Annotated in this window: 14 protein-coding genes; 2 read left to right on the forward strand and 12 right to left on the reverse strand. The window is 51.0% G+C overall.

Going from position 1 to position 26,710, the window contains the following annotated elements:
• Positions 1–111, forward strand: coding sequence for an IS3 family transposase (locus NI000_RS11855; RefSeq protein ID WP_301292478.1), 111 nt, complete (start codon positions 1–3; stop codon positions 109–111).
• Positions 112–206: 95 nt separating this feature from the next.
• Here NI000_RS11855 and NI000_RS11860 read toward each other — a convergent pair whose 3' ends face one another.
• The 5 genes from NI000_RS11860 to NI000_RS11880 all read right to left on the reverse strand — a co-directional run bounded on the left by NI000_RS11860 (position 207) and on the right by NI000_RS11880 (position 11,796).
• Entirely contained in the window at positions 207–599 is a 393-nt protein-coding gene (locus NI000_RS11860) for a hypothetical protein (RefSeq protein ID WP_253410735.1), read from the reverse strand.
• A complete protein-coding gene (locus NI000_RS11865; RefSeq protein ID WP_253410738.1) occupies positions 589–5,838 on the reverse strand; it encodes an RHS repeat domain-containing protein in 5,250 nt (1,749 codons plus the stop codon). The genes NI000_RS11860 and NI000_RS11865 overlap by 11 nt, the downstream gene beginning before the upstream one ends.
• 336 nt (positions 5,839–6,174) lie before the next feature.
• The gene (locus NI000_RS11870; protein ID WP_253410740.1) at positions 6,175–8,322 is read right to left on the reverse strand and encodes a hypothetical protein; all 2,148 of its coding nucleotides are present in this window, start codon (positions 8,320–8,322) and stop codon (positions 6,175–6,177) included.
• 35 nt (positions 8,323–8,357) lie between these two features.
• Positions 8,358–10,259, reverse strand: a complete 1,902-nt coding sequence (locus NI000_RS11875) for a GBS Bsp-like repeat-containing protein (protein WP_253410742.1) — start codon at positions 10,257–10,259, stop codon at positions 8,358–8,360.
• A 226-nt stretch (positions 10,260–10,485) separates the two neighbouring features.
• Positions 10,486–11,796: a homocysteine synthase gene (locus tag NI000_RS11880; RefSeq protein WP_253410744.1), complete on the reverse strand. Its 1,311-nt coding sequence runs from the start codon at positions 11,794–11,796 to the stop codon at positions 10,486–10,488.
• A 390-nt stretch (positions 11,797–12,186) separates the two neighbouring features.
• On the opposite strand from NI000_RS11880, the gene NI000_RS11885 reads away from it, so the two are divergent.
• Positions 12,187–12,732 (forward strand): OsmC family protein, encoded by a 546-nt coding sequence (locus NI000_RS11885; RefSeq protein WP_253410746.1) that lies wholly within the window; start codon positions 12,187–12,189, stop codon positions 12,730–12,732.
• 156 nt (positions 12,733–12,888) lie between these two features.
• Here the strand turns inward: NI000_RS11885 and NI000_RS11890 are convergent, their stop codons facing one another.
• From NI000_RS11890 to NI000_RS11920, 7 genes are all read right to left on the reverse strand, one after another.
• A complete protein-coding gene (locus NI000_RS11890; protein ID WP_253410748.1) occupies positions 12,889–13,191 on the reverse strand; it encodes a hypothetical protein in 303 nt (100 codons plus the stop codon).
• Between the two features lie 2 nt (positions 13,192–13,193).
• Positions 13,194–13,901 carry an extracellular solute-binding protein gene (locus tag NI000_RS11895; protein WP_309247893.1) on the reverse strand — a complete coding sequence of 236 codons (708 nt, stop codon included), beginning with the start codon at positions 13,899–13,901 and terminating at the stop codon, positions 13,194–13,196.
• Between the two features lie 85 nt (positions 13,902–13,986).
• Positions 13,987–21,123: a fibronectin type III domain-containing protein gene (locus NI000_RS11900; protein ID WP_253410752.1), complete on the reverse strand. Its 7,137-nt coding sequence runs from the start codon at positions 21,121–21,123 to the stop codon at positions 13,987–13,989.
• Positions 21,124–21,261: 138 nt separating this feature from the next.
• On the reverse strand, positions 21,262–22,908 hold the full coding sequence (locus NI000_RS11905) for an extracellular solute-binding protein (protein ID WP_253410754.1): 1,647 nt from the start codon (positions 22,906–22,908) through the stop codon (positions 21,262–21,264).
• Between the two features lie 98 nt (positions 22,909–23,006).
• Entirely contained in the window at positions 23,007–23,885 is an 879-nt protein-coding gene (locus NI000_RS11910; protein ID WP_253410756.1) for a carbohydrate ABC transporter permease, read from the reverse strand.
• 19 nt (positions 23,886–23,904) lie between these two features.
• Positions 23,905–24,891, reverse strand: coding sequence for an ABC transporter permease (locus NI000_RS11915; RefSeq protein ID WP_253410758.1), 987 nt, complete (start codon positions 24,889–24,891; stop codon positions 23,905–23,907).
• A complete protein-coding gene (locus NI000_RS11920) occupies positions 24,888–26,567 on the reverse strand; it encodes an extracellular solute-binding protein (protein ID WP_253410760.1) in 1,680 nt (559 codons plus the stop codon). The genes NI000_RS11915 and NI000_RS11920 overlap by 4 nt, the downstream gene beginning before the upstream one ends.
• Between the last annotated feature and the right edge of the window lie 143 nt (positions 26,568–26,710).

The raw sequence follows: 26,710 nt of genomic DNA on the forward strand, positions 1-26,710 counted from the left end.
CTGCGGCTACGGGTCAATGAGTATGTGATCCACTACAATTCAGAACGCTATCAGTGGACACTAAAAAAGATGACTCCTGATGAATTCAGAAGTCATCTCCTAGCTGCTTAAGGCTTTAATACCGTTTTTCAACTCTGTCCATAAATGAGGTTACAGTTCAATATTTATCAGCATTGTGGTTAGTCGTATTGTATATGAATTATATTTTATAACTTAACTATCGTTATATTCCAAGCCAAAACTTCAACCACAATATCTTGTAATGGTAGCACGTAGTGCTTTGATTTTGTTAATAAATCACTTGATTTATCAACTTGCTTATTCTGCAAGCGGTCGACCCATTCAGACTTTTCTATTTCGAGCAAGTACCTATGAAAAATCCCATTTCTATCATAACAATCGCTATTAAAGTAATCATGAGCAAATGTGCAATCAATAGCAGTAACGTTCACAGCTTGGTAAGGACTAAATTGTATCTCCCACCTATTTTCATCAATATCATCCAATTGAATTTTAACCTCGGTATTTTCTATAACAATTTTCTCTAATGGAGTTACATGAAACTCTGGATTCTTGGTTACTAATTTACTAATGCCCATTTCCACTACCTCCACGTATTCGAATTGAAGTACCATTATTCTTTGTAGTCATTTTCCACATCTGTGCAGAAACTTCCGATTCCGTAGCAAGGCGATATCTAACGTTCACATTGGCTTGTTGAAAAGCATACAATCTACGATTATCTAAACTGTACAAATTCCCGTCTTTCTCAAAAACTCTGATTTCGGGAATATCTTTTGGTTTAACGTTACCAGATTTTAAATCATCAATTAGTTGGTAAACAGACCTTCCGTCACTAAATTCTGCTTTGACACTATCTTGAGTAAAGCGAACTTTGTTAGGATCGATCGTCCCCCTAGGTCCTCCAGTAAAACTAGCACCTATTATTGCTGTTCCAATAAGAATGCCGTTATCATCAAATACAAACTCAGCTGTTTGATCATAATCACATGTGCTTCCATAATTACACGGATTTGACCTTATTTCAACTGCTTGCTGATGCCGCTTGTCTCTATTACTAGTATCTCCGATACTGTTATAGTAATCCCACATACTCTTTAGTTTAGATATTTGCATTCTAAACGAAACATGCAGCAATGAGTCATGCTCATCTCCTACTATTCTAGGGCGTCCGCTACTACCAATTCCCATCTCCATTTCTACATGACCTGTAGGGTCAACATATTTCAGCGGATTATTCAGCACATACGTATACAAATTCAAACTCAGCGGATTCGCAATATCCCCTTCATACGTATCCTCATTTATAAACCTGCCGACACTTGGATCATACCATCTGGCGCGCAGATACTGCAAATTCGTACTGCTGTCCCAGAACTCCCCGCTGTATCGGAATGGCTGCGGTACTTGCTCCGACGTACTGAGCGGATTCCCCCAGATGTCATAAGTATACCGGTTAATGACATTGCCATTACCGTCCGCTAATCCTACAACATCTCCATGACCGTTGTGAAGGTAGAATGTTTTGGTGCCGCTAGCATCTTGACGGGCTACTAAGCCGCTACCACCACGGATATATCTTGCTTTCATCGTCACGGTGCCGTTGCTGACCGTTCCCTCTGCAATCATATTCGCTCCGTCATAGTAATAGCGCGTCGTCTGTCCATTCTCCGTCCGCTCGTAGAGCATCCCATCCCCATTATAACGATAGGAGACGTTCTTGCCATCATCTGTTGTCACTTGAGCGAGTCGGTTGCGATCATCATATCGGTAACCGGCTCCGCTCATATCGATGCTCTTGCTGCTCTGCATCGTTTGACGGTTGCCGCGGGTATCGTACGTATAAGCTTCATTAAATTGACTGGATTTTTCGATCCGGTCAAGCTTATCGTAGGAGAACGTATTCCCTTGGCCGTTCTCGTTTTTGCTTGTCTGATTTCCGTTATTATCGTACGTATATCCGTACGAATTCACAGGCGCACCATACCTTGTTTGAGAAAGATTCATCAAATTGGCGCCGTCGAATGTATAGCTCCATGCGATTCCGTTACGCTGGGTTACGTTGGATAACAAACTATTTTTCTTATAATCATAACTTGCATCCCAGTCGGCCATAGCTGGACCTACGCCCTTCAGCCGGTTTCGGTTGTCATACCCGTACGCTATAACATAACCGAACGGATCCGTCATTTGCGTGCGATTCCCTTGCGGGTCGTATACGTATAGAACCTTCTTTCCGTCCGGATATGTGACTGCATCCAATTGCCCAACGTTATTATAACCATACTGTGTTCTGCCTGTACCGTCCTGCATAGCCGTGCGTCGTCCAGCGGTATCGTACTCATAAGAAACCGTTTCGCTTCCGGTCACACTGCTGGTTAATTGATCACGGACGTTGTAGCCGTAGCTCGTTGTCTGACCTTTTCGATCGATATATGTTTTTACATTTCCGTTTACATCATAATAGTATCTTTCATTTTGCCCTAACGCATCGATCTTTCTTATTAGGCGGCCCAGTTCATCATACTGCTTCTGAATTTTGTTTCCATCGGCATATTCCATCTGAATTAATTTACCCGCCATATTATAGCTGTATTTCGTCGTTTCCGACTTGGCGTTAGTCACAGAAACAAGACGGTTAAATAAGTCGTAGGCGTACGATGTCGTGTTGTTGTTACCATCGACATTAGACGTTACGTTTCCAGCAAAATCATATGCATTACTTGATAGAGGAACCGTTCCTGTTTGTTTCAACCATTCCTTCTTCGTAACACGGCCTAACAAATCATAGGTCTCTTTCGTCTTATTCCCTTCAGCATCCGTCGTTGTTGCAGTTCGATTGACATCGTCATACTCAACTCCGGAAGCAGATCCATCAGGATATGTTGTTCGAATACTCCTGTTCCAAGCATCATATCCATAGGTCGTTGCGTTGGACAACGCATCCCGACTCCAAGACAGACGACCGTAAGGATCGTATCCATAAGAAGTTGTTCCGCTTCCCACGGTCCCTTCCGATGTTTTCATCCCAAGGGCATTCCATTGTACAAATGAAGTGACGCCGGTTTGATCTACAGACGTGATCTTGTTATTCGCATCATCATACGACATCGTCACTTTGCTTCCGTCTTGGAAAGTGGCTTCTTTTACTCGTCCAAGCTTGTCATACAAGTACGATGTAGCGTGATTTTTGCCATCGATATATCTTGTAATTTTACCTGTTGTCTTGTTATACTCAGCCTTTTGCTCAATTGTCGAACCGGCTCCATCCACATCCGTTACTGTTGACCATAGCTTTGTTACGAACCCTTGATTGTACGCCGGGCCATATTCCTTATTTATGACTATATTTCGAGCATCGTCTTTGAGCGTCACCGTTGTTGCATTCCCAAAAGCGTCATAACCAACGTTGACTTGGGCCCTCAATGCGCCATTCGCATTGTTGTCTTTGTCGGTTACCTGTAACACACTGCCCTTCTGATCATCCCGCACATAGTGGGTATAGCGAGACAAGTAAGCATTGACCGGCTGTGTCACCGATTCAAGCCAGTGTGTCGTCGGATGATAGGTGTACGTTATCGTCGCATTGTCCGGATTCGTTTGGGTAAGCACATTACCGTAATCATCATACGACTTCGTGACTACTTTTGCAGTTCCTTCAGCTTCTCCAACCTTGATCTTAGATGTTACTTTTATCGGTGACGGCCACCGCTTTGCTTCATTATATTCCATAACATCTTCAAACTGCTTTGCACCGCTCACTTGCTTGATTACGGTATTATAAATGACTTCGGGCGTCTTATCGTCGATGTATTCTTTCTTATAGTTATACGTGGTCTCTTTTCTTCCGTCATTAATGGTTGTCGAGAACCAGTACGTTCTTTGCTGAACTTCAGCGCCGTCTTCATTATGGTAGTCATAACTTACATAATTGTACTTTTCTTCGCTTCCATCGGTATAGGTTGCAATATCTTCTCTTGATTTAACACGATAGACCGTTTCTTTGGCTATAGGTCCGAGCTTGCGGTCCGATGAAATGTACTCATATTGCGTGCGGGCCTTGGTTGGATGCTGCACTTGTTTCAGCAAAGCGGCATAATTCTCTTTTTTACGGCTATCATTCACCAAATCGAACGGCGCTAGGGCAATTTCATAGCTATACTGCGTTTTTCGATTCTCAGCATCCGTTACGGCAGACAGTAATTCTTTATTCCCTTTCGGATCTTTCTGCTTTTCGTATTTCACGGTCTGATCCCCCAAAGTGAGGGTCACCTCTGTGCCGGAGTACGTAATATTAATTTCATTGCCCAGGGCATCCCGTACTTTCGATAACACTGCCCCATAAGAGTTATACTGATATTCAAACTGAATGGTATTGTTGTAAGCATCGGATATTTGAATGAGCCTGTCATAGGAAAAGTAATGTTTTTGACCATTTAAATATTTGAGCACGATGGTTGATTTTAAGTTGTTCACCGTAACGGATTCATCATAAGCGAACGTAATATCTTTCCATGGATATCCCTTCAACTGACTGTTCTCAATCTCGTAAGAAGCTCCTCCGAAGAGATGAGCGATCATCTTATTGTTTGTATACTCTATATACGGAATATCCCAGCTCCACCCTTTTCCAATGGCAAAGCGGTTTTCGTACGCTTTTTCTTTTGTCTTATTAACATACCTAGGCTGAGAAGAAAAACTGGGTTGATACATGGGATCACTGAGAACATAACCCGTTGTATAGGCTTTGGCAATAAAAGGAACCCCTTTAAGAGTCACATCATAATTAGCCATATACGGAGAACTATTGGGATCATCAGGATTCACGTAGGGCCATTCTTTCTCATGCTGTTCCCTCACACGGTTGTCAAGTTCCCAGGTTTCCGGATAGATAGAGGGGAAAAACCAGGCCCTCATATCGCCCAAATATTCCAAGATGGATTTGTAATAGTGAGGGTCGAAAAAAAACTGCGAAGCATTCGCATACTGAACCGGCATTCCTGTATATTTATGATAAAGCCTGACATTGAGAGCAGGGTAATATCTCGCTGTGTACGGGTTTCCTGAATAGACGTCCTTGTCGTAGTAAATGGAATCCGCACTATCGTATTTTCTGGTCAATGCAAATGAAAGTCCATTTCTTCCAGGCAGAACCAGATCGGTCGCTTGCACCTGAAGAGAACCGCTTACCAGAGATACATTTTCATGAACAGAAGAAACGGAGAAAGGAGCGGTATTCATTTTTAGATCTTGGCGTGACATGGCCAGTTGGTCATAAGTCTTGGAATACGAATCAAGACTATCGGAAATGAAAAGAGACCTTTTCTGCCTTGAATTGGAATAAGTACTCTCGAAAACCGATGAGGGAAATTTGCCGTAGGTAATCGTTGATACATTAGAGACTGAGGGTATATTGCCATATGTAGCTGCCATCACATCAAGCAGTGGAACCTGAGGCATAGTGGCTTTTTCCTGTTCAGGCCTCTTCGGTGCAAAGTCCATTTTCTGAAAACGCGCATCAACGTCCGGATTTATTTTTTTTAGTATCTCTTCAAGAGGTTGGTTCGGTTCTGTCCTTGTCTGCAAAGCGGAATGGATATCCTGCATGGAATATCCTTTGTTTAATTCATTTAATAGACTGCTTTCAGGTACATTGTATTTTCGGCTTAACCATTCGATGGTTAGAACTTCTTTGGTTGCAGCTTGATTCGTAGTTGGAACTGCTGCCGCTCCCTCATTAGCGTAAGTTAATGCCGCAGGGGATAGCGTTTGAGCAATTAGAGTGAATAACAAGACATGTCTTAGTAGTTTTTTCATGGTTTGGCTCCTTAACACTGTTTGTAAATAGATACGCCGCAGATATTACCGGGTGCGTACGATGCTAGTTAAAGCTTATAGAATCTACATACGCTGTTCCCCTCCCTCCATCACCAGTTCCAATGATTGCTACACTGATTGTTGCCGAAGTCGCATTCGACGGAACGGTACCATCCATATTGAGCGAGACGTATCCAGAAGTAGGGTCCGTAAGTTCAACAACTTTATTGGAAATCCAAGCATTGGAAGCAAAATCGACAATAAGCAGTACTTTGGCGTTATTTTTCTTTTCAAAATAAACTTTTTCTAAGCTCGTGCATTTACAGCATGATGTCGCTATATTTCTTTAAACGATACAGTATCCAGATCCATATACGCCGAATCCTCTCCACCGACAGCAAACCGGATGAGAACCGACTTGGCATTAGGTTTTGCAACGAAGACTTGGGAGTGATTATGCCATTTCCAGCCGCCATTGTTGTAGGACTGCGCATCGTATCCTACTTCTTTGCCGTTAGCATCCAATTGGATAATGTGCATTCCAGCCGTTCCGCCGCCCTGGAGTGTATACTTCATCATGGCTCGTACTTCATAAGATTTCCCGCCAACGACAGGGATAGCATTGGAAAGTACGTATTGATAGGACTCAGGATCACCCTTACCATTGAATAATCGGTATACGTTTGCTCCATCTACCGGATCGTAGGGAGCCAGTCCAGCGAATGGCCCGCTGCTCGTTCCATTCCGCCAGTTTACTTCCCAAAAATCCGGTAAGTTGTTCCCATTTTCGTCTTTTTCAAAGCTGCCGTTTATATTGATTTCTTTAAACGATACGGTATCCAGATCCATATACGCCGAATCCTCTCCACCGACAGCAAACCGGATGAGAACCGATTTTGCATTAGGTTTTGCAACGAAGACTTGGGAGTGATTATGCCATTTCCAGCCGCCATTGTTGTAGGACTGCGCATCGTATCCTACTTCTTTGCCGTTAGCATCCAGTTGTATAATATGCAATCCAGCCGTTCCGCCGCCCTGGAGTGTATACTTCATCATGGCTCGTACTTCATATGATTTCCCGCCAACGACAGGAATAGCATTGGAAAGTACGTATTGATAGGACTCAGGATCACCCTTACCATTGAATAATCGGTATACGTTTATCCCATCTACCGGGTCGTAGGGAGCCAGGCCAGCAAAGGGCTCGCTGCTTGTTCCATTGCGCCAGTTTACTTCCCAAAAATCCGGTAAGTTGTTCCCATTTTCGTCTTTTTCAAAGCTGCCGTTTATATTGATTTCTTTAAACGATACGGTATCCAGATCCATATAGGCTGAATCCTCTCCACCGACAGCAAACCGGATGAGAACCGATTTGGCATTAGGTTTTGCAACGAAGACTTGGGAGTGATTATGCCATTTCCAGCCGCCATTGTTATATGACTGCGCATCGTACCCTACTTCTTTGCCGTTAGCATCCAGTTGTATGATATGCATTCCAGCCGTTCCGCCGTCTTGAAGTGTATACTTCATCATAGCTCGCACTTCATAAGATTTCCCGCCAACGACAGGGATAGCATTGGAAAGTACGTATTGATAGGACTCACGATCACCCTTACCATTGAATAATCGGTATACGTTTGCCCCATCTACCGGGTCATAGGGGGCCAGTCCAGCAAAGGGCTCGCTGCTTGTTCCATTCCGCCAGTTTACTTCCCAAAAATCCGGTAAGTTGTTCCCATTTTCATCTTTTTCAAAGCTTCCGTTTATATTGATTTCTTTAAACGATACGGTGTCCAGATCCATATACGCCGAATCCTCTCCACCGACAGCAAACCGGATGAGAACCGATTTGGCGCTAGGTTCGGCAACGAAGACTTGGGAGTGATTATGCCATTTCCAGCCGCCATTGTTATAAGATTGCGCATCGTACCCTACTTCTTTACCGTTAGCATCCAGTTGTATAATATGCATTCCAGCCGTTCCGCCGCTTTGGAGCGTGTACTTCATCATAGCTCGTACTTCATATGATTTCCCGCCAACGACAGGGATAGCATTGGAGAGTACGTATTGATAGGACTCAGGATCACCCTTACCATTGAATAATCGGTATACGTTTGCTCCATCTACCGGGTCGTAGGGAGCCAGGCCAGCAAAGGGCTCGCTGCTTGTTCCATTCCTCCAGTTTACTTCCCAAAAGTCCGGTAAGTTGTTCCCGTTTTCATCTATTTCAAAGCTGCCGTTTATACTCATGTTTTTGGAAATTAAATTGCCATTTTTATCGTAGATATACTCCTCAAAAAGGCCACTTGGAAACTTAATGTATTTTATTCTTCCAAGACTATCGTAAACATAATTATATCCACCTACTTGTGACTCAGAAGCCGCCGCTGTTGCGGCGACCATGAAGTGAAATAAAACCAAATATAAACTAAGGCCTAACAAAAATAAACTTTTTTTATGGCCAGAGAGGTATATTTTTGTCATACATCCTTCATGATATTTTGTTGTCCTTATAATTGTTAATTAACTAAAGCAGATCCATAGCCTACCATTACCGCATTCCCTTGCCGATCATACGAATAAATATGCGTGATATATTCACCTGTCTCCCGATTATGCTCGCTAAACGGAATCGTCACCCTCCAAGTATTTGCTCCTACCTTATATCCGTCTTTCCAAACAATATCGTCTGCACCGTTTCGCTGCGTCCAAGTCGGGAATGAAACACGGGCAACCTGCTCTCCTACACCGTCAATATAAATATCATAGCTACCTGACGATAAATTTACGGTCGAAGGGACACGCGTGCTGCTCGTCAGCTTTACCATCGTCTCGCTCACTGCCCTAAGTTCCTTATCAACATAGACATGCGTTATGTATTTTCCGCTTTCTGCATTGTGCTTATTAAACGGAACCGTCGCTTTCCACACTCCGTTACCTACCTTTTCGCCTTGATACCAAATGACATCCCGGCCGTCTTTTGCCGTCCACGTCGGGAACTCTACCTGCGTTGCCTTAGGATCGATTCCATAGGCTGTAATGTCAAAGGATGCATTCGAATAGCTTGTTTCGGCAGGAGCGCTTATTCCCCCGACTACTGTGGTTTGGCCATAACCGATCATTACTGTATTGTCTTGTCTATCATACGAATATATGTGAGTGATATAATCCCCCGTCTCTTGATTATGCTGACTGAACGGAATTGTTATCTTCCATGTGTTGGCTCCGACCTTCGTTCCTTCTTTCCAAACGAGATCGTCTTGACCGTTACGCTTGGTCCATGTTAAGAATGCGACACGAGCAACATGTTCCCCTACACCATCAATATAAACATCATAGCTGCCTGACGATAAATTTACGGTCGGAGGGATGCGCGTGCTGGTCGTTAGGTTTACCATCGTCTCGCTCACTGCCCTAAGTTCCTTATCAACATAGACATGCGTTATGTATTTCCCGCTTTCTGCATTGTGCTTATTAAACGGAATCGTCACTTTCCATGCCCCACTGCCTACCTTCTTCCCTTGATACCAAATGACATCTTTACCGTCTTTCGCTGTCCATGTCGGGAATTCTACCTGAGTTGCCTTTGGATCGATTCCATACGCTGTAATGTCAAAGGAGGCATTCGAATAGCTCGTTTCAGCAGGAGCACTTATCCCGCCAACTGCTGAAGTTTGACCGAAGCCTGACATTACTGCATTCCCTTGTCGATCGTATGAATAAATATGAGTGATATATTCGCCTATTTCTTGATTATGTTCACTAAACGGAATCGTTATTTTCCATGTGCTGGATGAAACCTTTTCTCCTTCGTTCCAAACAATATCGTCTTGACCGTTATGCAACGTCCATGTCGGAAAGGCTACTCTAGCAACATGTTCTCCAACACCATCTAGATAGATATCATAGCTGCCAGAAGATAGATTCACGGTCGGAGGGATACGCGTGCTGGTGGTTAGGTTTACCAGCGTCTCGCTTACTGCCCTAAGTTCTTTATTAATGTAGATGTGCGTTATGTATTTCCCGCTTTCATCCTTATGTTTACTAAACGGAATAGTCACTTTCCATATTCCGTCCCCTACCTTTTCCCCTTGATGCCAAATGACATCGTCCTGACCATTGTTCTCCGTCCATGTCGGGAACTCTACCTGCATTGCCTTAGGATCAACATTGAAAAGAACGATATCATAAGATGCATTGGAATAACTCGTTACAGTTGGATAATCTATTGCGTTTGCCGGAACCATTTTTTTACCTATGATGTTTCCGTTCTTATCATGTATAAATGTTGCTTTATAAAACTTCCCGTTATCTTTTGAGTAAATATTCAGCAGCTTTGAATCCTTGTACTCATAGTAAGTCTCGGCCATTGTTAGTTGAGGAAATAAAAAAATTGCAAGTGAAACCATTGCAATGAACATGAATTGTTGAAAAGATATCGTACATCTTAGCACCGCTTATCTCCTTCCGCAAAGTAAAATGCACAAAATTATGCCATATGTCGAAAGATGTAGCCTTAGGACCATATGTAGATATTATAATCGGATGTTAACTAGAAATCATTGACTGATTTTGTCGAATTTTGTCGTAAAAAAAGCCGCAACACGAGCAAATATCCTCGCATTGCGGCTTTTCGCATTTTACCTTTTAAACCGACACCCGGCTTTCCTCCTGGCTCGCCTGCAGCGCCTGCTCCAGATCGACCAAAATGTCGTCGATCGATTCCGTGCCGACGGACAGGCGGACTAGGCCCGGGGTAACGCCTGCGGCAAGCTGCTCCTCGCCGGAGAGCTGCTGGTGGGTCGTGCTGGCCGGATGGATGATCAGCGATTTGGAATCGCCGACGTTGGCGAGATGGGAGAATAGCTTCACGGCGTTGATCAGCTTTTTGCCCGCTTCGACGCCTCCCTTGACCTCGAACGTAAGGATCGCCCCTTGGCCCTTGAGCAAATATTTACGAGCCAGCGCGTAAGACGGATGGCTCTCCAGTCCCGGATATTGCACCGAATCGACCGCCTCGTGTTTCTCCAGGAAGCGGGCGACTTTGAGCGCATTGGCGCTGTGGCGCTCCATCCGCAGGTGGAGCGTCTCGAGCCCCTGCAGCAGCAGGAACGCGTTGAACGGCGACAACGTTGCCCCGAGATCCCGCAGCAGTTGCACTCTCGCTTTGATGATATAAGCGATCGGCCCCACCGCTTCGGTAAAGATGAGACCGTGATAGCTCGGGTCCGGCTGCGTCAGCCCCGGGAACTTGTCGTTTGCGGTCCAATCGAACTTGCCGCTGTCGACGATAACGCCCCCGATCGATGTGCCGTGACCGCCGATAAACTTCGTGGCCGAATGGACGACGATATCCGCGCCGAACTCGATGGGTTTCAGCAAAAAAGGGCTCGGAAACGTATTGTCCACGATAAGCGGGATGCCGTTCTCGTGAGCGATGCTCGCCACCGCTTCGATATCCAGCACGTCCCCTTTCGGATTGCCGATCGTCTCGGCGTACAGCGCTTTCGTCTGCGGTGTAATGGCGGCACGGAAGTTTTCCGGGTCGGACGGATCGACGAACTTCACTTGAATGCCCAGCTTCGGCAGCGTGGAGGCGAACAGGTTGTACGTGCCGCCGTACAAGCTGGTGGCGGAGACGATCTCGTCTCCGGCGGAGGCAATGTTCAAGATCGCGTACGTGATGGCTGCTTGCCCCGAAGCCGTTGCCAGCGCCGCTGCCCCGCCCTCCAGTGCGGCGACACGCTTCTCGAAGACGTCGGTGGTCGGATTCATAATCCGCGTATACACGTTGCCGAACTCTTTCAAGGCGAACAAGTCCGCGGCGTGATCCGTATCCCGGAAGCCGTACGAAGTCGTCTGGTACAGCGGGACCGCACGGGAGAACGTCGTCGGATCGATTTCCTGACCGGCGTGAACCGCCAAAGTTTCGGGTTGCCATTGAATTTCGTTAGCCATCGTTTTCATCCTCCAAGTTTGGATTAGTATGGGATAGTATGCAAAAAAGAGACATAACGGCCCGCGCATTCCTGTCCTGAATACGGTTCGTCATGCCTCCGGCAGTCCGGTAGACAATTTCCGATAGGTTTAATTGGTTATACAGTGTTGATGCTATTTTAACAGGGGACTCTTGCCAGCGTCAACTGAAAATTTTCGAGTTGCTTCCTCTGCCATTTGATGCTACATTTTAGTAAATTGCCTTGATTTTGTATGAACGAACCGTTCCAACCAGCCCACCATGCCTTGGAGGCTCCAGTTATTCGACCGCACCGGAAACGTCATTTGGCCGAATAATCATGGAGTCTTTTTATTTGGGAATCAATTCAATCGTATGGGAGTGATCGAACGATGTCCACCTTGAACGAATTTCTGGTTCAAAAACGGGAAGCGAGCCTTCAGCGCAACAAGCAAGCTTTGAAGCAGCCGGAAACGGCCAGGCAGCCGATTAAAGCGAGCGTGCGTGCGGCCGGGCGAAGCGGGGTGCGCGAAATCCGCATCCGCGATTTTCAGATCATCAGCGACAGTCCGCCGGACTTTGCCGGATACAATCTCGGACCGACGTCGCCGGAGCTTCAGCTGGGGGTGCTCGGCAGCTGCTTGACGCATATCACCTTGATTCAAGCCGCCGAACGGGGCGTGTCCTTGGAGTCGCTGGAGGTGGAAGTGACCGGGGAGCAGCACGCCTTAGCCGGTCAGCCCGGCTTTGAGCATATTCCCATCTACCCGCACAACATCCGGTATAAGCTGCACATTGTCTCATCGGAATCGGAACAGACGATTGCCGAGCTTCATGAGGCGGTGGAGCGGGTATGTCCGATTTTTCACCTGTTGAAAAATCCGCAAGACGTCGAAGGTGTCGTCATCCATACGGCTCCGGAAAGCGCGCAAAGCTGAGCGGGTTTCCTTCCTGTAAAAAAAGCGGCATTCCGCAAGCATACAACGCTTACGCCCGGGATGCCGCTTCTTATGCTGCCAAAATAACTGCGCCGACTACCACTCCGACGTTCCACGCACGTAAAGCAAATACGGTCCCAAGGCCCATCGCGCAGATTACTTAAACTGATACAGCTTATCCTTCAGCAGCGCCGTATCTTTGTTCTCCGCATACCACTTGGCATACCAGTCGTCGACCTGCTTGCCTCCCGCCTGGTCCCACGTGCTCTTCGCTTCCGCCATCGCCTGTTCCGGCGTATACGAGGGGCCACTGACGATCACCTTGATCCACAAATCGTTGATGACCTTGTCCGTGTTCGTCGAGATCATCTGCAAGTCCTGCGGCAGCGTCGGCATATGCTCCGGATTCGTGATGTCGGCAATCGGCCGTTCCGGCGTCAAGTACGCTTCGTTCGCCATTTTTAACAGGTCGTAGTATTCCTTCTCGGCCTTGTTGTCAGATTGAGCGTTTCCTCGTATCTGCCGCACTTGCCCTCCAGCACCGGAGAAAACAGCATTCGGAAGTCGCTCGCATAGGTCACTTCCTTCGCCTTATCCTTGTCGACAAACGCAGGACAGCCGTTCTTGCCCGCCGTATAATGCGTCCCTTCGATGCCGTAGCCCAGCGTCTTTCCGGCCTGGTCGGAGGAGATGAAGTCGACGTATTTCATGATCGCCTCCGGGTTTTTGGCCTGCGCATTCACCATCGCGGTGAGCTGCACCGGGTTGTTGATGACCGGGCTGAACTGGCCATACGGCCCCTTCGGCAGCGGAATGACAATCACCTCGGCGGACGGGTTGTTTTTCTTCAGCGACTCGTACACCTGCAGCCATCCGGGGCCGCCCGTCTGTCCGCCCCACATGCCAAGCTTCCCGTTCACCCAGTCCTGCTGCGCCTTCTGGCCGGCCTTATCCGTCAAATAATCCTTGTCGACGATGCCTTCGTCGTAGAGCCGCTTCTTGAATGCCGTCGCCGCCTTGGCCCGTTCCCAATCATGGATGAGCTTGCCGTCCTCTACGACCCACTTCGAGTTCTGGAACATCGCATTCAGCACCTGATTCGTAATATAGGCGAGCGACGTACCGTATGTGACGCTCCAGCTAAGGTTTGCTAAAAAAAAAACGCAAATACCGGAACTGCCGCCCGAATAGCTTCGGCTGCCCCGGTACTTGCATTTTCAACGAATTACGTCTCCTTGCTGCGGGAGAAGCGGCTCATCGGTCCAAAATGCGGATGACGAACGTCTTCTCGCTGTTATTTCCTGCGCGGTCCGACGATTTCACGACTAATGCGTAATCGCCCGCTGGCAGCGAATAAGGATTAAGGACAAAGGAGGTGCCCCTCGCGCGTCCGTTAAACGTTACCGTGGACTGCGATACTCCGCTCAGCGCATCGCTGATCTGAAGTTTCACCCTCACCGGCTCGGACCGGTTGAACGAAAGCGGGGTGACGAGCTCGATCTTCGGCGGCGTATAGTCCAGCGTGACGACCGCCGTCTTGACGCTCTCCTTATTGCCGGCAGCGTCTATGCTGTAGTAGCGGATCGTGTTGATGCCCTCCAGCGTAACGGGAACGACGCTTCCCTCCGCCTCTACCATCTTGCTGTCGCTATACACGTTGGTGGTTACGGTGTAATCGCCGTATACGTTCCCATACACGTTGTTGGCTATGCTGTAATTGCCGTATACATTCCCGTACACGTTCGTGGTAACCGTATAATCGCCATATACGTTGCCGTATACGTTATTGGTGACACTGACATTGCCGCCGGGTCCGCTGCCGGGCATGCCGTTGCTCACGCTGTACAAGGTTTTCGCGACTCCGCTTAGGTTATCGGATGCCCGCAATTGGACCAGCTGCGGCGTGTTCTTCCACCCTCTGGGTACGTTGGCGACGGTCACAGGCGCTTTTTTGTCGATGCCGATTACCGCCCGCTTCGTTCGTTCCACGTTTCCGGATTTGTCCTCGGAATAATATTGCAGCGTGTGAATTCCCTCGTCTGCGATATACACGGCTCCCGTGACGGTTTTCCAAGCGTTATTGTTCAACTTGTATTTCGTTATCTTCACCCGGTCGCCTACCACGAAGGTGACGGCTACGGTTTTGTTGTTAAATTTCCCTTCCCCGGTTACGCCGTCCGTCTCTATGCGGGTAAGCTCCGGACCGGCATCTCCTTGGCTCGTCGTGATCACGCGGATCGGCTCGCTATAGTCCGAAGCGCCAGCCAAGTTAAAGGCTTTCAGGCGATACGCGTACATTTTGTCGGGGGTCAGGCGCGAATCGTTGAAGCTCGTCACCCCACTGGAAACATAGCCGATTCGCTGCCATTCGGCATCTCCGTTATCCCGCCGTTCGATCGCGTAGCCCAGCGCGTCGTCATCGCTTTCCGTCCAGGCCAGTTCCACGCCGGTATCGGAGATGCGGCTTGCCGTCACGAATTTCGGTGCTTTCAAAGCAGCCGGGGGCAAGCCGATCAAAGTGTTGACGGCAGCTTTTATTCCGCTTAGATCGTTCGCGATAATATTCACCGCATGATACTCGCCGACAAACGGGGAATTGGCATAGCTGACCGCCGCCTCGCCGGCCGATAAATTGCCGCCTTGCTCGAACAGCAGATACCCTCTGGCTTGATCGAGGAGCAGCACGTTATTCGACGTGTTGCCGAGGAGGACAAGATCGGATTCGATCGTTTTCCATTGCGGATATTTGACATACGACGATTTGTATTCCTGCAGCCCGGTCACGGCCCCATTCGGCTCGGCAAGGCCCAGCCGGACTTGGCGGCCCTCACTGCGATAATACTGCACAAGACGGTTAGCCTGTTCCACCATGGCAGGGTCGTTGTTTTGCGCTGCCGTCAAGGCGACCGTCAGAGGAACATCCGTTCTTTCCGCGAATTCGCGAATGCCTTCCTCCCTGTACAATTTCACCGGGGAACGAGGTGCCGCCTCTTGAGCCCCTTGAATGACCACCTGCGTGCCGGAAGACAGCCCGCTGAGCAATTCTTTGACGGTTACCGTATACGTTCCGGGTTGGTCCGAGTCCTTCAAAGGCAGCTTCGCGGTCAAGCCTGTGGCCGAATACACCGTTGCCGTATCACCGCTTGCCGCATGCCTTACGGTCAATTCGACCGGGATGCCGGTCATCGGATCCGGATTGCGGACGGAGCAGAAAGCCTCGTAAAATCCGGAATCGCCTTTGGTTACGGTAACGGAAGGAACCTTCACTTCGGCAGGCGGAAGGGCGTACCATTGGAAGCCTTCATTTCGCAGATCGACATAAGTCGCTTCCTGAACGGTCAGCTTCCTGCCTTTTCGCACATCATAGATCGGACGCTCCGTATTCCATGTGATCGAGCCCGTTTGTCCGATAAGATGCTGCGATTCGTCAGGCTGATCGTGCTTTTGATTGACTACCGTCACATATTGCGTATCTCCGGAACGGGCCGGAATCGCCCAGATCGTACGGCTGTCGGTGACGGCAACCGGCTGCGCGACCGGCGTCATGGCGGTTTTCAGCTTGGCGATGTTGTCCGCATTCCGCTCCAGCAGCAGGTTGGTCTGATCCGTATCGCTTTGCTTCAGATAGGACCGGACCTGCATGCCGGTCGCCACGGACGGTACGGGAGATACGGATTCGTCATCCTTCAGAATGAGACCTCCCCGGTCTACGAAGCCTTGAAGCTCGCCGGTCATTCCGTCGTACCAGTGCCAGCTGTCGTCGAAATTGTTCAATCCTACGAGCAGTATCGCCTTAATCGATGACGGCAGCCCTCTCTTCAGCTCTTCCGGCGTGATCACTTTCGACGCCCATCCGGCGGCGTGGGTGAAGAACATCGCTTCCGACACTTTTCCTTCGTGGGAGCCTTTGAGCAGATCTTCGTCCGTCGGTTCTTTGCCGACGATGCCCCGCAGCAGGGCTTGCTTGTTGACATACATAATGCCGATCGTCGGCGTCGGCTCGGTCATCGCATAGGCGCCGCCGTATTTACGAATCCAGGAGTAGAGTTCTTTCTGCTCGGCAATCATCTGAGGCTTGGCGAGATCGCCCTTATTGTTCGGCAGCACATTCGTGCCGATCGCCTGAATGCCCCGGGTCAAGGCCAGCGCATAAGCTTTTTCCCGGTCCATCTTGCCGAAAAACAAGCTGAAATCGTCGGGTGTCGCCCATGTCGTTTTGTTCGGATAATAGCTGCGCAGACGGTCCAGCAAAGCAACCACATGCATCGGCTTGGAGGTGCTCAATTCGTTCCAGTCGTAACCGGTCTGTATCGGCATCTGCTCATGCATCGGCTTGGCGGGAACGGTTCCCCAAGGCCATCCTCCGTGTCCGCCAACGCCGGGCGAGCTTCCGAACGAACCGGTCGTCGTGAGATAGCCGTCATTGACTTCGGAAACCGCTTTGACAAAATAACCGTACTGCTTGAAGGTTTCGTCGTACCGGTCGATGTAGTCGAGAAACGGCTTGGAGGCATTCGCAAAATACTCGTGCGCCTTCGGCTGATACCATCCCTGTACGCTGGGTGCGATCGGCGTCGTAAGCGGCAAGCCACGCGCCCTCTGGAATTCGGTATATGCCATTCCCCACGGGCGGTTCGGAATTGGAGGCGCCCAGTCCCAATACGGCACATAGTCTGCGTTATCCGCACCGATGCTCATGCCCGTCATGTTCGGATAAACCTGAAACCGCTGCAGGCTGAGCTGGACGTTCCGGTATAACGGGGCGCGGTAATCGGGCAAATTGTAGGCGTAAAACGCCAAATTCGCATTGCGCATATCGATGCCGTTGATGTCCGTGAGCGGAACAAAACCAAACTGAACGCCCCGTTTTTCGAGCGCCGCCGCCATCTTTTCCTGGCTGACCGGACTGTCCGCGTCGGTAAAGTTGCTGAATTCGAATACGCGGTCGTATCCCGTATCGCTGACATAATCGGCATATTCCTCGATGGAACCCAGCGTCTGATACATCGAGGCGACCTTTTTATGCTCGGAATGGTAAAATCCGCCGGAGCTCATGCCGTGCGACATATAAATAAAGTTGATCGTCTCCGGCGATCGGGGAACGTCGACTCCCAGATGGCGAGTGATCGACGAACGATCCGGAACATAGCCGGGCGTGGCGGGCTTCGCCTCCGAGAGCGCCGCCGTATCCGCATCCCATACCGCCTGATTCGGGAACGTTTCCGGACGGTCCAACGACTTCACGGTAATGGCAGGCCCGCTCCCGGGAACGTTCAGAGCGAACGCCATCGGGACATCCTTCGGATTCCCGGCTTCGATCGGCTGAAGCCCCGCATCGAATCGGACCGGCCCCCGCCCGTCAACCCACAGCTCGTAAGGCTTGCCTTCTTCATTTTGAGGCAGCAGCAAGGTCAGAGAGTCGTACACATTCGCCCCGCTGTTATAAATCTCCGCCCCGTCGGCTTTCAGCACGACGTTTTTAACGGCTCCCGGCTCGGCTCCCGCGATCTTCACCGGGAACGTCCAGAGCTCGTAATCCCAGGCCCACGTCCTGGCCGTCCTGTCGGAGGTGTACATATACGTCTGGCCCCAGCGCCATTGCACCCCGCGTACCCAATGGTTGCCGGGCTGCAGCACGTTGTCGTAGGGCTGCTGCAGAAGCGGCATGCTTTCCGGCTCGCGCTGCAGCAAAATATCCGTTTTGATTTCGGCTGCGTCGGCGAAGGGCTCTATCGTGCTTTTCGTTTGATCCGCTTGGGGGATGTGCAGCTTAATTCTGGGCCAATCCACCGCATCGGGGCCTTCCTTGCGCACGGCGGTTTGGTGGATTTTGGCGCTGCCGTTCGTAAACAAGCCGTTCGGCATGTCGTACCGGACCAATCGGAAGGTAGCCCATTTCAGCGGAAACGTGAAATCGCTCGGCTCCGCCGGACGGGTTGTCATCGTGTTAGCCATATCCGCTTTGATCTGGCCGGAGGTCAGGGGGGCCGCATAAATATGCAAGGAATCGATCGAACCCCGGAACCCGTATTGACGCATCGATCTTGTCGCAGGGTCCCAGTGCCACTCCGTGCCCAGCATCATGTTCACGAAGTTCGGCAGCGCATCCGTGAACACCGCAGAGCCGTCGACGCTGCCGATGAGCTTGCCGTTCACGTAAAATTTAATGCCGACATGTTTTTCGAAGGTTACGGCGACATGGCACCATTGCCCGGCCACGATCGAATCCGAAGGAAAGGACCAGTCGTACCATTTCTCTCCGTAATCCGCCGCAAACCCTAGACGATTCCCGGTTAGTCTCAAATAAAACGTCGATCCCTTCCAGTTGGCGTCACGCTTCGTGACGATGGGCAGATGCCCGTTCAAATCGTCCGGCTTGATCCAGGCGGTAATCGTAAATTTGGAGGAAAGATTGTTCAGCATGCCCGTGGGAGAAGTGGGAGAAGAAACCATAGCCTGATTCGGTCCGGTAAACCTTAACGCCTTTCCGCCGCCCTCCCGTCCGTCTTCGAAGGAGGCCGGAGAGGTGACGGTGCCGTTCTGTCCAAAACCGCTATCGTCCCGCAGCAGCATCGGATTCGATGGGTCCGGCTCCATCTCATACCTGGCTACCAGAGGCAGCGCGATGACATCCTGCGTGGTTATCGTCAGGGGTGCGCTCGGCGGGGACAGATTGCCCGACAAATCTTTGGCGCGTACGGTAAACGTATAGGCCGTTTTGGCAGCGAGATCCTCTGCCTTGTAGCTGGTAGCCGTCGTATAGCCGATGAATGTGGAACCGGCGTAAACATTGTATCCTACCACGGCAACGTTATCGATTGAGGCTTCCCAGGTAAGATCGACTTCCGTATCGAGTATTTTGGTGGCGGTTAAATGAGCGGGAGTAGTAGGGGGATCGTTATCGGGAGCTAGGACGCCGTAAAGATGCAGCTCATGGATAGACCACCATAAGCCTGAGGTTTTCGTTAACGCAATTCGGATATATTTGGCGGTTTGCTGCGGAAAACTGATCGTCACGATCGAAGAACTGCCCGTACCCGACGCAACCGGTGCGCTCCAATTCACACCGTCATCGGAAACGGTGACCTCGTATCCACGGGGGTAATCCCCGGATGAGCCCCCGGCATCGAGCACCAGTTTGTTGTACGTTTTATCCCCCGGTCCCGTATCGATCTGGAACCATGTCCCCGGCGCTTGCGCCGCCCCGCTGGTCCATCGGGAGGACGGGATGCCGTCGATCGCCATGCCCGGCGAGGAAGTGCTGCCGCTCGACGAGGCCGTCACCTTCCAGAGCGTGCGATCGAGCTTATCCTGCGTAGTCACCGCATAGGGTGCGGACGGTGCGGAAACGTTGCCCGCCGGATCTCTCGCCCGGATTGTAAACGAATAGACGGTTCTCGGGGATAGCCCGGATACCTTATACTCTGTCGACTTTGTGGAACCGACGAAGTCCGGGCCAAGATAAACGTCGTATGCGAAGACAGCCACATTGTCCGTAGAGGCATCCCAGGACAACCGGATCTCATGGTCCGTAACGTCGGAATCTCGGATGCCGCCGGGAACGGTCGGAGCTTGGGTATCGGGCTGCATGGCGCCGTACAAGTTCAAATCATAGATCGACCACCACAGCCCGGAGCTTTTCGTCAACGTAACCCGGACATATTGGGCGGTTTGCTGCGGAAAATCGATCGTCATGACGGAAGAACTTCCCGTACCCGACGCGATCGGAGCGCTCCAATTGGCCCCGTCGTCGGACACGCTGACTTCATACCCCCGGGGGTAATCACCAGTGGATACTCCGGCATCGAGCACCAGCCTATGATACGTTTTATCCCCCGGTCCCGTATCGATCTGGAACCACATCCCCGAAGCTTGTGCCGCTCCGCTGCTCCATCGGGTGGACAGGCTGCCGTCGACCGCCAAGGATGGCGGTGCGCCGCCGGCACTGGAAGACGCGGTGACGGTCCAGCGTCCCCGGTCCAGCGCGCCCGGCAGAACGGCGAACGGACTGCTTGGCGCCGATACGTTCCCCAATGCGTCTCTGGCCCGTACCGTAAACGTATAGCTTCCGCCCGGAGTCAGCCCGGTTGCCCAATAGTCGGATGAGCCGCTCGTGCTTCCAATCAACGCATTGCCGTTATAGACGTCGTAACCGATGACCGCACTGCCGGAGGAGGAAGCGGTCCACGCCAAATGAACCGAGGTATCGGTCCGCCAAACGGAGGTCAAATTTGAGGGGGGTGAGAGCGCCTGTGCTTCCACGACCGCAGCAGTTCCCAAGGGGAAAGGGACATGGCCGAACAACAGAAATACCACCAGCCAAAAGCTTGCCAACCCTTTCGTTATTTTCCCTGTCAAAGCGGATTCCTCCCCATACAAAGTTTGTGACATTGACAGCGTTTACAAAACAGGCGGTTTCATCACAAATGTTTTGGGCACCCCCCTTCAAAAAGAGGAACATGCAGGGCGGGAAGCCGGCCGCCTCCCGCCCTGTGGGAACAGCCGGACAGACATGCTGCTCAGGGAATCTTATTTATTGGAATACAATTTCACGGCGTCTTCGCCGAATTTATATAAATCCTCCAGCATAAATGCTTTCGGCTTATTCTCCGCGTACCACTTGGCGTAGAAATCGTCCACCCGAGTGCCGCCGGCCTTTTCCCATAACTCCTTCGCGTCTTTGTAGGCCTGCTCCGCCGTATAGCCGCTTCCGCCGACAACCGCCTTAATCCATATATCCTTGAGCTGCTGATCGGAATTTTTGACGATGATGGCAAGCTCCTGCGGCAGCACGGGCAAGTATTCCGGCTTCAGGGTAGGGATCGGCCGCTCTCTCGAAACGTAGGCGGCATTGGCCTGCAGCGCCAGCTCGCGCAATTCCTTCTGCGCTTCCGTCTTCTGCGGCCGGAAGGAATCAAACCCGCATTTGCCGTACAGCAGCCGGGAGGCCATCATGCCAAGATCGGCCGTATACGATACTTCCTTTTTGTTCTTCTCGGCGTCCATAGGCTGCGGGCAGCCGTTCTCGTCCTTGCTCCAATGCGTGCCCTCCAAGCCGTATTGAATGGTTAACGCGTTTTCCGGTTTAATCATAAAATCGATGTATTGCATGACCGACTTCGGGTCTTTGGCGGCGACGTTCAGCACGCCGACCATCTGAATCGGGCTGCCGACCGCCGGACTGAACTGGCCGAATTCGGATTTCGGCAGCGGCAGGATCGCAAGCTTGCCGTTCGGATTGTTTTTCTTGAACGTATCGTAGTCCTTCTCGCCCGGGAAATCCTGAAACAGATACATGCCGAGCTTGCCGGAGAGGAAATCCTGCTTCGACTTCTCCCCGTTTTTATCCGTCAGGAAATCTTTGTCGACCACACCGGCGTCAAACAGCTTTTTCTGAAACGCGACCGCCGCGGCCAAACGGTCCCACTCGTGAACGAATTTGTCGTTCTCGAAGCGCCATTGGACTTCTCCGAACCCGAACATATGCTGAATGATCGAGGGGGCATTGCCGCTCAGATTGAGACCGAACGTATCGTTTTTGCCGTTTCCGTCCGGGTCCTGGGCTGCGAACAGCTTCGCTACGTTAAAAAACTCTTCCGTCGTCTTGGGAGCCTGGAGGTTCAGCTTCTGCAGCCAGTCCTGTCGAATGTAAATGCGGTGCCCCGCGGTAAGCGGGGAAATTCGGCCGATTTCGTACATTTTCCCGTCGTCTTTGGCCGCCAATTTTTTTAACTGGGGAAACTGCTTCATCAGCTCTTTATACGTGGTGCTGTATTTCTCGATGACCTCGTCCAAAGGCATAAGCAGCTTCTGGGCATACCACTGGTTTCTGTAGCCCGTATCGTATTCCAGAATCAAATCCGGAGCCGCGGCGCTGGCGAACAGAGCGTTGAACTTCTGGAAAGATTCCCAGCGCGGAACCGGAACATATTTGACCTGAACCGGACCGTTCTTGTTGATCCATTCGCTCCAGCGGTTCTTGTCCCAATTCCCTTCTTCCGTCGGAATGTTATTCCGGTCGTAGATCGACACCGTCAGACTGCCTTTCTTTCCTTCCTGCTGACCCGCCTTGTCGTCCGGCACGCTGCTGCCGTTGCAGCCCGCCACAAGCATTCCCGCCGCAAGAACGGCAGCAGAGCTTGTCACACAGGCTTTGTTCCATCTTTTTGCTTTCATCGATGAACCCCCTCTGCAAAATATGCACTTTCTCCCTTCGGGGTTACCTCAGCAGCCCTGCCGTCGTTGCCCAAACTGCTCCCCCCTTCCCTACATCCTTATCCTTTGACCGCACCGATCATGACCCCTTTGACAAAATACTTCTGCATAAAGGGGTACACCAGCAGCAGCGGAACAAGCATCACAACCACACCCGCCGACCGGATCGATTCGGGCGTAATTAACTGCTCCAGCTCATGCTGCTGCAGGTTGTTCAAGCTTTGCAGCAGCGACTGATTCGCGATCATGTTCTGCACCATGACAGCCAGATTGTACTTCGCGGGATCGTTAATGTTGATTAACAAGCCCTGGAACGCGTTCCAGTAGCCGACGCCGTAAAACAGCGTCAGCGTCGCCAGAACCGGCATCGACAGAGGCAGGACGATCTGCATCAGCAGCCGCCAATCGCCGCAGCCGTCGATCCGGGCGGCCTCTTCGATTTCGGCCGGCACGTTCTCGAAAAACGTTTTTAGCACCATCAGATTGTAAGCGCTGATCAAGCCGGGAAGCCAGAGCGCCCAGTACGTATCGATAATGCCCAGAGAGCGGTTCACCAGAAAGGCCGGAATGGTCGGAATCCCGAACAGCATCGTGAACACGATGGCCAGAGTGAATGCTTTTCTCGCATAAAAATAAGCTCTCGACAGCGGGAAAGCGGCCAAGATCGTGAAGACCATGCTCAAGACGACGCCGACTCCCGTGATGACCACGCTATTTTTGAAGCAGTTGACAATCGGCGTCCCGTCGATCAGCGCTTTATAGGAGTCGAGGCTGAACCCGACCGGCCAGATCCCGACGAAGCCCGAGGCGATGGCGGAGTAGTCGCTGAAGGACACCGAGACGATATTAAGCAGCGGCAGCAGACAGCTGAGGCCGGCCGCCACAAGCAGCACATTGTTCACGCAGTGAAATATTTTTTCTCCTAACGATAGCTTCATCGTCGCCCTCCTTGTTCGCTCACCATAACGATTGGTTGAATTTTCTCGCGATCCGGTTTGCGCCGACGACCAGAATGAGCCCGATCACGGATTCGAACAGTCCCATGGATGTCGTCAAGCTGTAAAGCCCGTTTTGGATCCCGATCGTATAAATGTACGTGCTGATGACGTTCGATACGTCCGACACAACTGCGTTCTGCAGGTTGTAGATCGGATCGAAGCCGACATCCATGACCCGCCCCATCGCAAGAATCAGCATGATGGCCGCTGTCGGCACAATGCCGGGCAGGGTGACGTGCCAAATTTGTCTTAGCTTCGAGGCCCCATCCATGCTTGCCGCTTCGTACAGATGCGGATCGATCGAGCTCATCGCGGCCAAATAAATAATGGCTCCGAAGCCCGCATCCTTCCAAACGTTCGAGCCGAAAAAAATCGTCAGCCAGGAGCCGGCCTGATACAGAAACGGGTACTTCGCGCCCGTCCATTGCTCCAGCAGCCCATTCACGACGCCGGCCTGAGACCCGAACAGCGTAACGACGATTCCCCCGATAATGACCCAGGAGAAAAAGTGCGGCAAATACAAAAGCGTCTGCACCGTCTTCTTCCACCACATCCTGCGCACTTCGTTCAGCATGACCGCAACCAGAATCGGGAACGGAAACCCGATCACAATGCCGAAGAAGCTCAGCAGAAAGGTGTTTTTCACAATCTGAAGCGTCTGGGGGTTGCTGAATATGATCTTAAAATTGTCCAGACCGACCCACGGGCTCCCCCAGATACCCTGCATCAGGTTATATTGCTTGAAAGCGATCACATTGCCGAGAATCGGAATATACCGGAAGGCTACAAAAAAGGCGATGACCGGAATAAACATCAACAGTAGCGGCACATTTTGCTTCAGCCTTTTTCTCTGGAGCCTTCGGACGGTAGTATGAGCCTCGGACGGTTTCATCGGATACGACAGCGTCTGCTTTTGGATAGGATCATCCCCTTTCCCCGCTTTCACGGATCTGTTCTTCCCCGGTTAAACTGCTGAATCTGCTCGTCGAAGGCGTACAAATCGTCCAGGAGGAACAGCGCGTTCTTGTTGTCCGTGTACCATTTCGCATAAAATTCGTCCACCTTCGCCCCTCCGGCCTGCTCCCAAACGGCCTTCGCTTCGCCGAGCGCCTGATCCGCCGTAAAGCCGGGACCGTTCACGATCGCCTTCATCCAAATGTCGCCGCGGACAACGCCCGTTCCGATCTGCTTCTCCACATTTTTCACGACGATCGACAAGGCGTCGGGAAGCAGCGGCAGGGTCGTAGCATTTAAGGACGGAACCGGACGCTCCTTGCTGATGTAGGCCTTCTTCGCCTGGCTGTTCAACTCGCTGAGCGCCTTATCGGTTGCCGACGGGTTTTCAATGGAATCTCCGAAGGCGCATTTTCCGAACAGCACCTCCGAGGTCAGCATGTTCAGATCGGCGGTATAGACTTCCTTCTTGTTTTTTTCCGGGTCGATTTTTTGCGGGCAGCCGTTGCTCCCTTTGCGCCAGTGCACCCCTTCGATGCCATTCTTGATGACGATGGCGTTCTCCGGCTTGACCATGAAATCGATATACTGGATGACGGCTTTCGGGTCCGCCGCTTTGGCGTTCACGGCCGCGATCATTTGCACCGGAGCCCCCAGAACCGGGCTAAACTGGCCGAACTCGCTCTTCGGAAGCGGCAGGATGGCGATTTTTCCGTTCGGATTGTTTTTCTTGAACGTGTCGTAATCGCTGCTGCTGAGGGCCTGATGCAAATACATGCCCAATTTGCCGCTTAGAAAATCCTGCTTCGCCTTTTCCCCGTTTTTGTCCGTCAGGAAGTCTTTGTCGACCAGTCCTGCGTCAAACAATGATTTCTGGAAGGCAACGGACGCCTTCAGACGATCCCATTCGTGCACAGCGCGATCGCTCTGGATGTCCCAATCGTTCAGACCGTGGCCGAACATGTGATTCACGATCGTGAAACCGTTTCCACTTAAGTTGACGCCAAACGTGTCCTTTTTTCCATTGCCGTCCGGATCGCGATTGGCGAACGCTTTGGCGATTTGCAGCAGCTCCTCCGTTGTTTTCGGCGCTTCCAGCTTCAGCTTTTGCAGCCAGTCCTCGCGAATATAAATCGCGTGGTTCGTCGTCAGGGGAGTGACTCTGCCGATTTCATACAGCTTCCCGTCGTCCTTGGTGCCCAGCTTCTTGAGCAGCGGAACCTTGCTCATCAGCTCCTTGTAAATCGTACTGTGCTTGTCGATCAGTTCGTCCAAGGGCATCAGCAGCTTTTGGGCGTACCATTGGTTGCGGTAATTCGTATCATACTCCAGAATCAAATCCGGAGCGGCAGCGCTTGCGAACAAAGCATTGAATTTCTGCAACGATTCCCAGCGCGGAACCGGAACGTATTTGACATCGACCGGCCCGTGCTTGTTGACCCATTCGGTCCAGCGGTTTTTGTCCCAATTCCCTTCCTCCGGCGGAATGTTATTCCGGTCGTAAATGGAAACCGTAATGCTGCCTCTCTTGGGTTCCGTCTGCTGGGCCTCGGCCCCTTTCTTCGCCCCAGACGTGTCTTGGTTGTTGCATCCGGCTGCCAGCGTTCCCGCCGCCAATACGGTGGCCACGCTTAACACAACCCCTCGATTCCGCCCCTTTTTGTTCATCGATCGACTTCCTCTCCGCCATGTACTTGCATTCCTCCGGGTGAAGCCGCGGGGAATGTATGCTCAATGTAGCGCTATCCGAACTGGAAAATCAATCTACAAGATTCACCCCGTTAGCCTAAAGGAAAAAAGAACGATAAGCT

It is taken from the genome of Paenibacillus tyrphae (assembly GCF_024158745.1).
Classification (GTDB): domain Bacteria; phylum Bacillota; class Bacilli; order Paenibacillales; family NBRC-103111; genus Paenibacillus_G; species Paenibacillus_G tyrfis_A.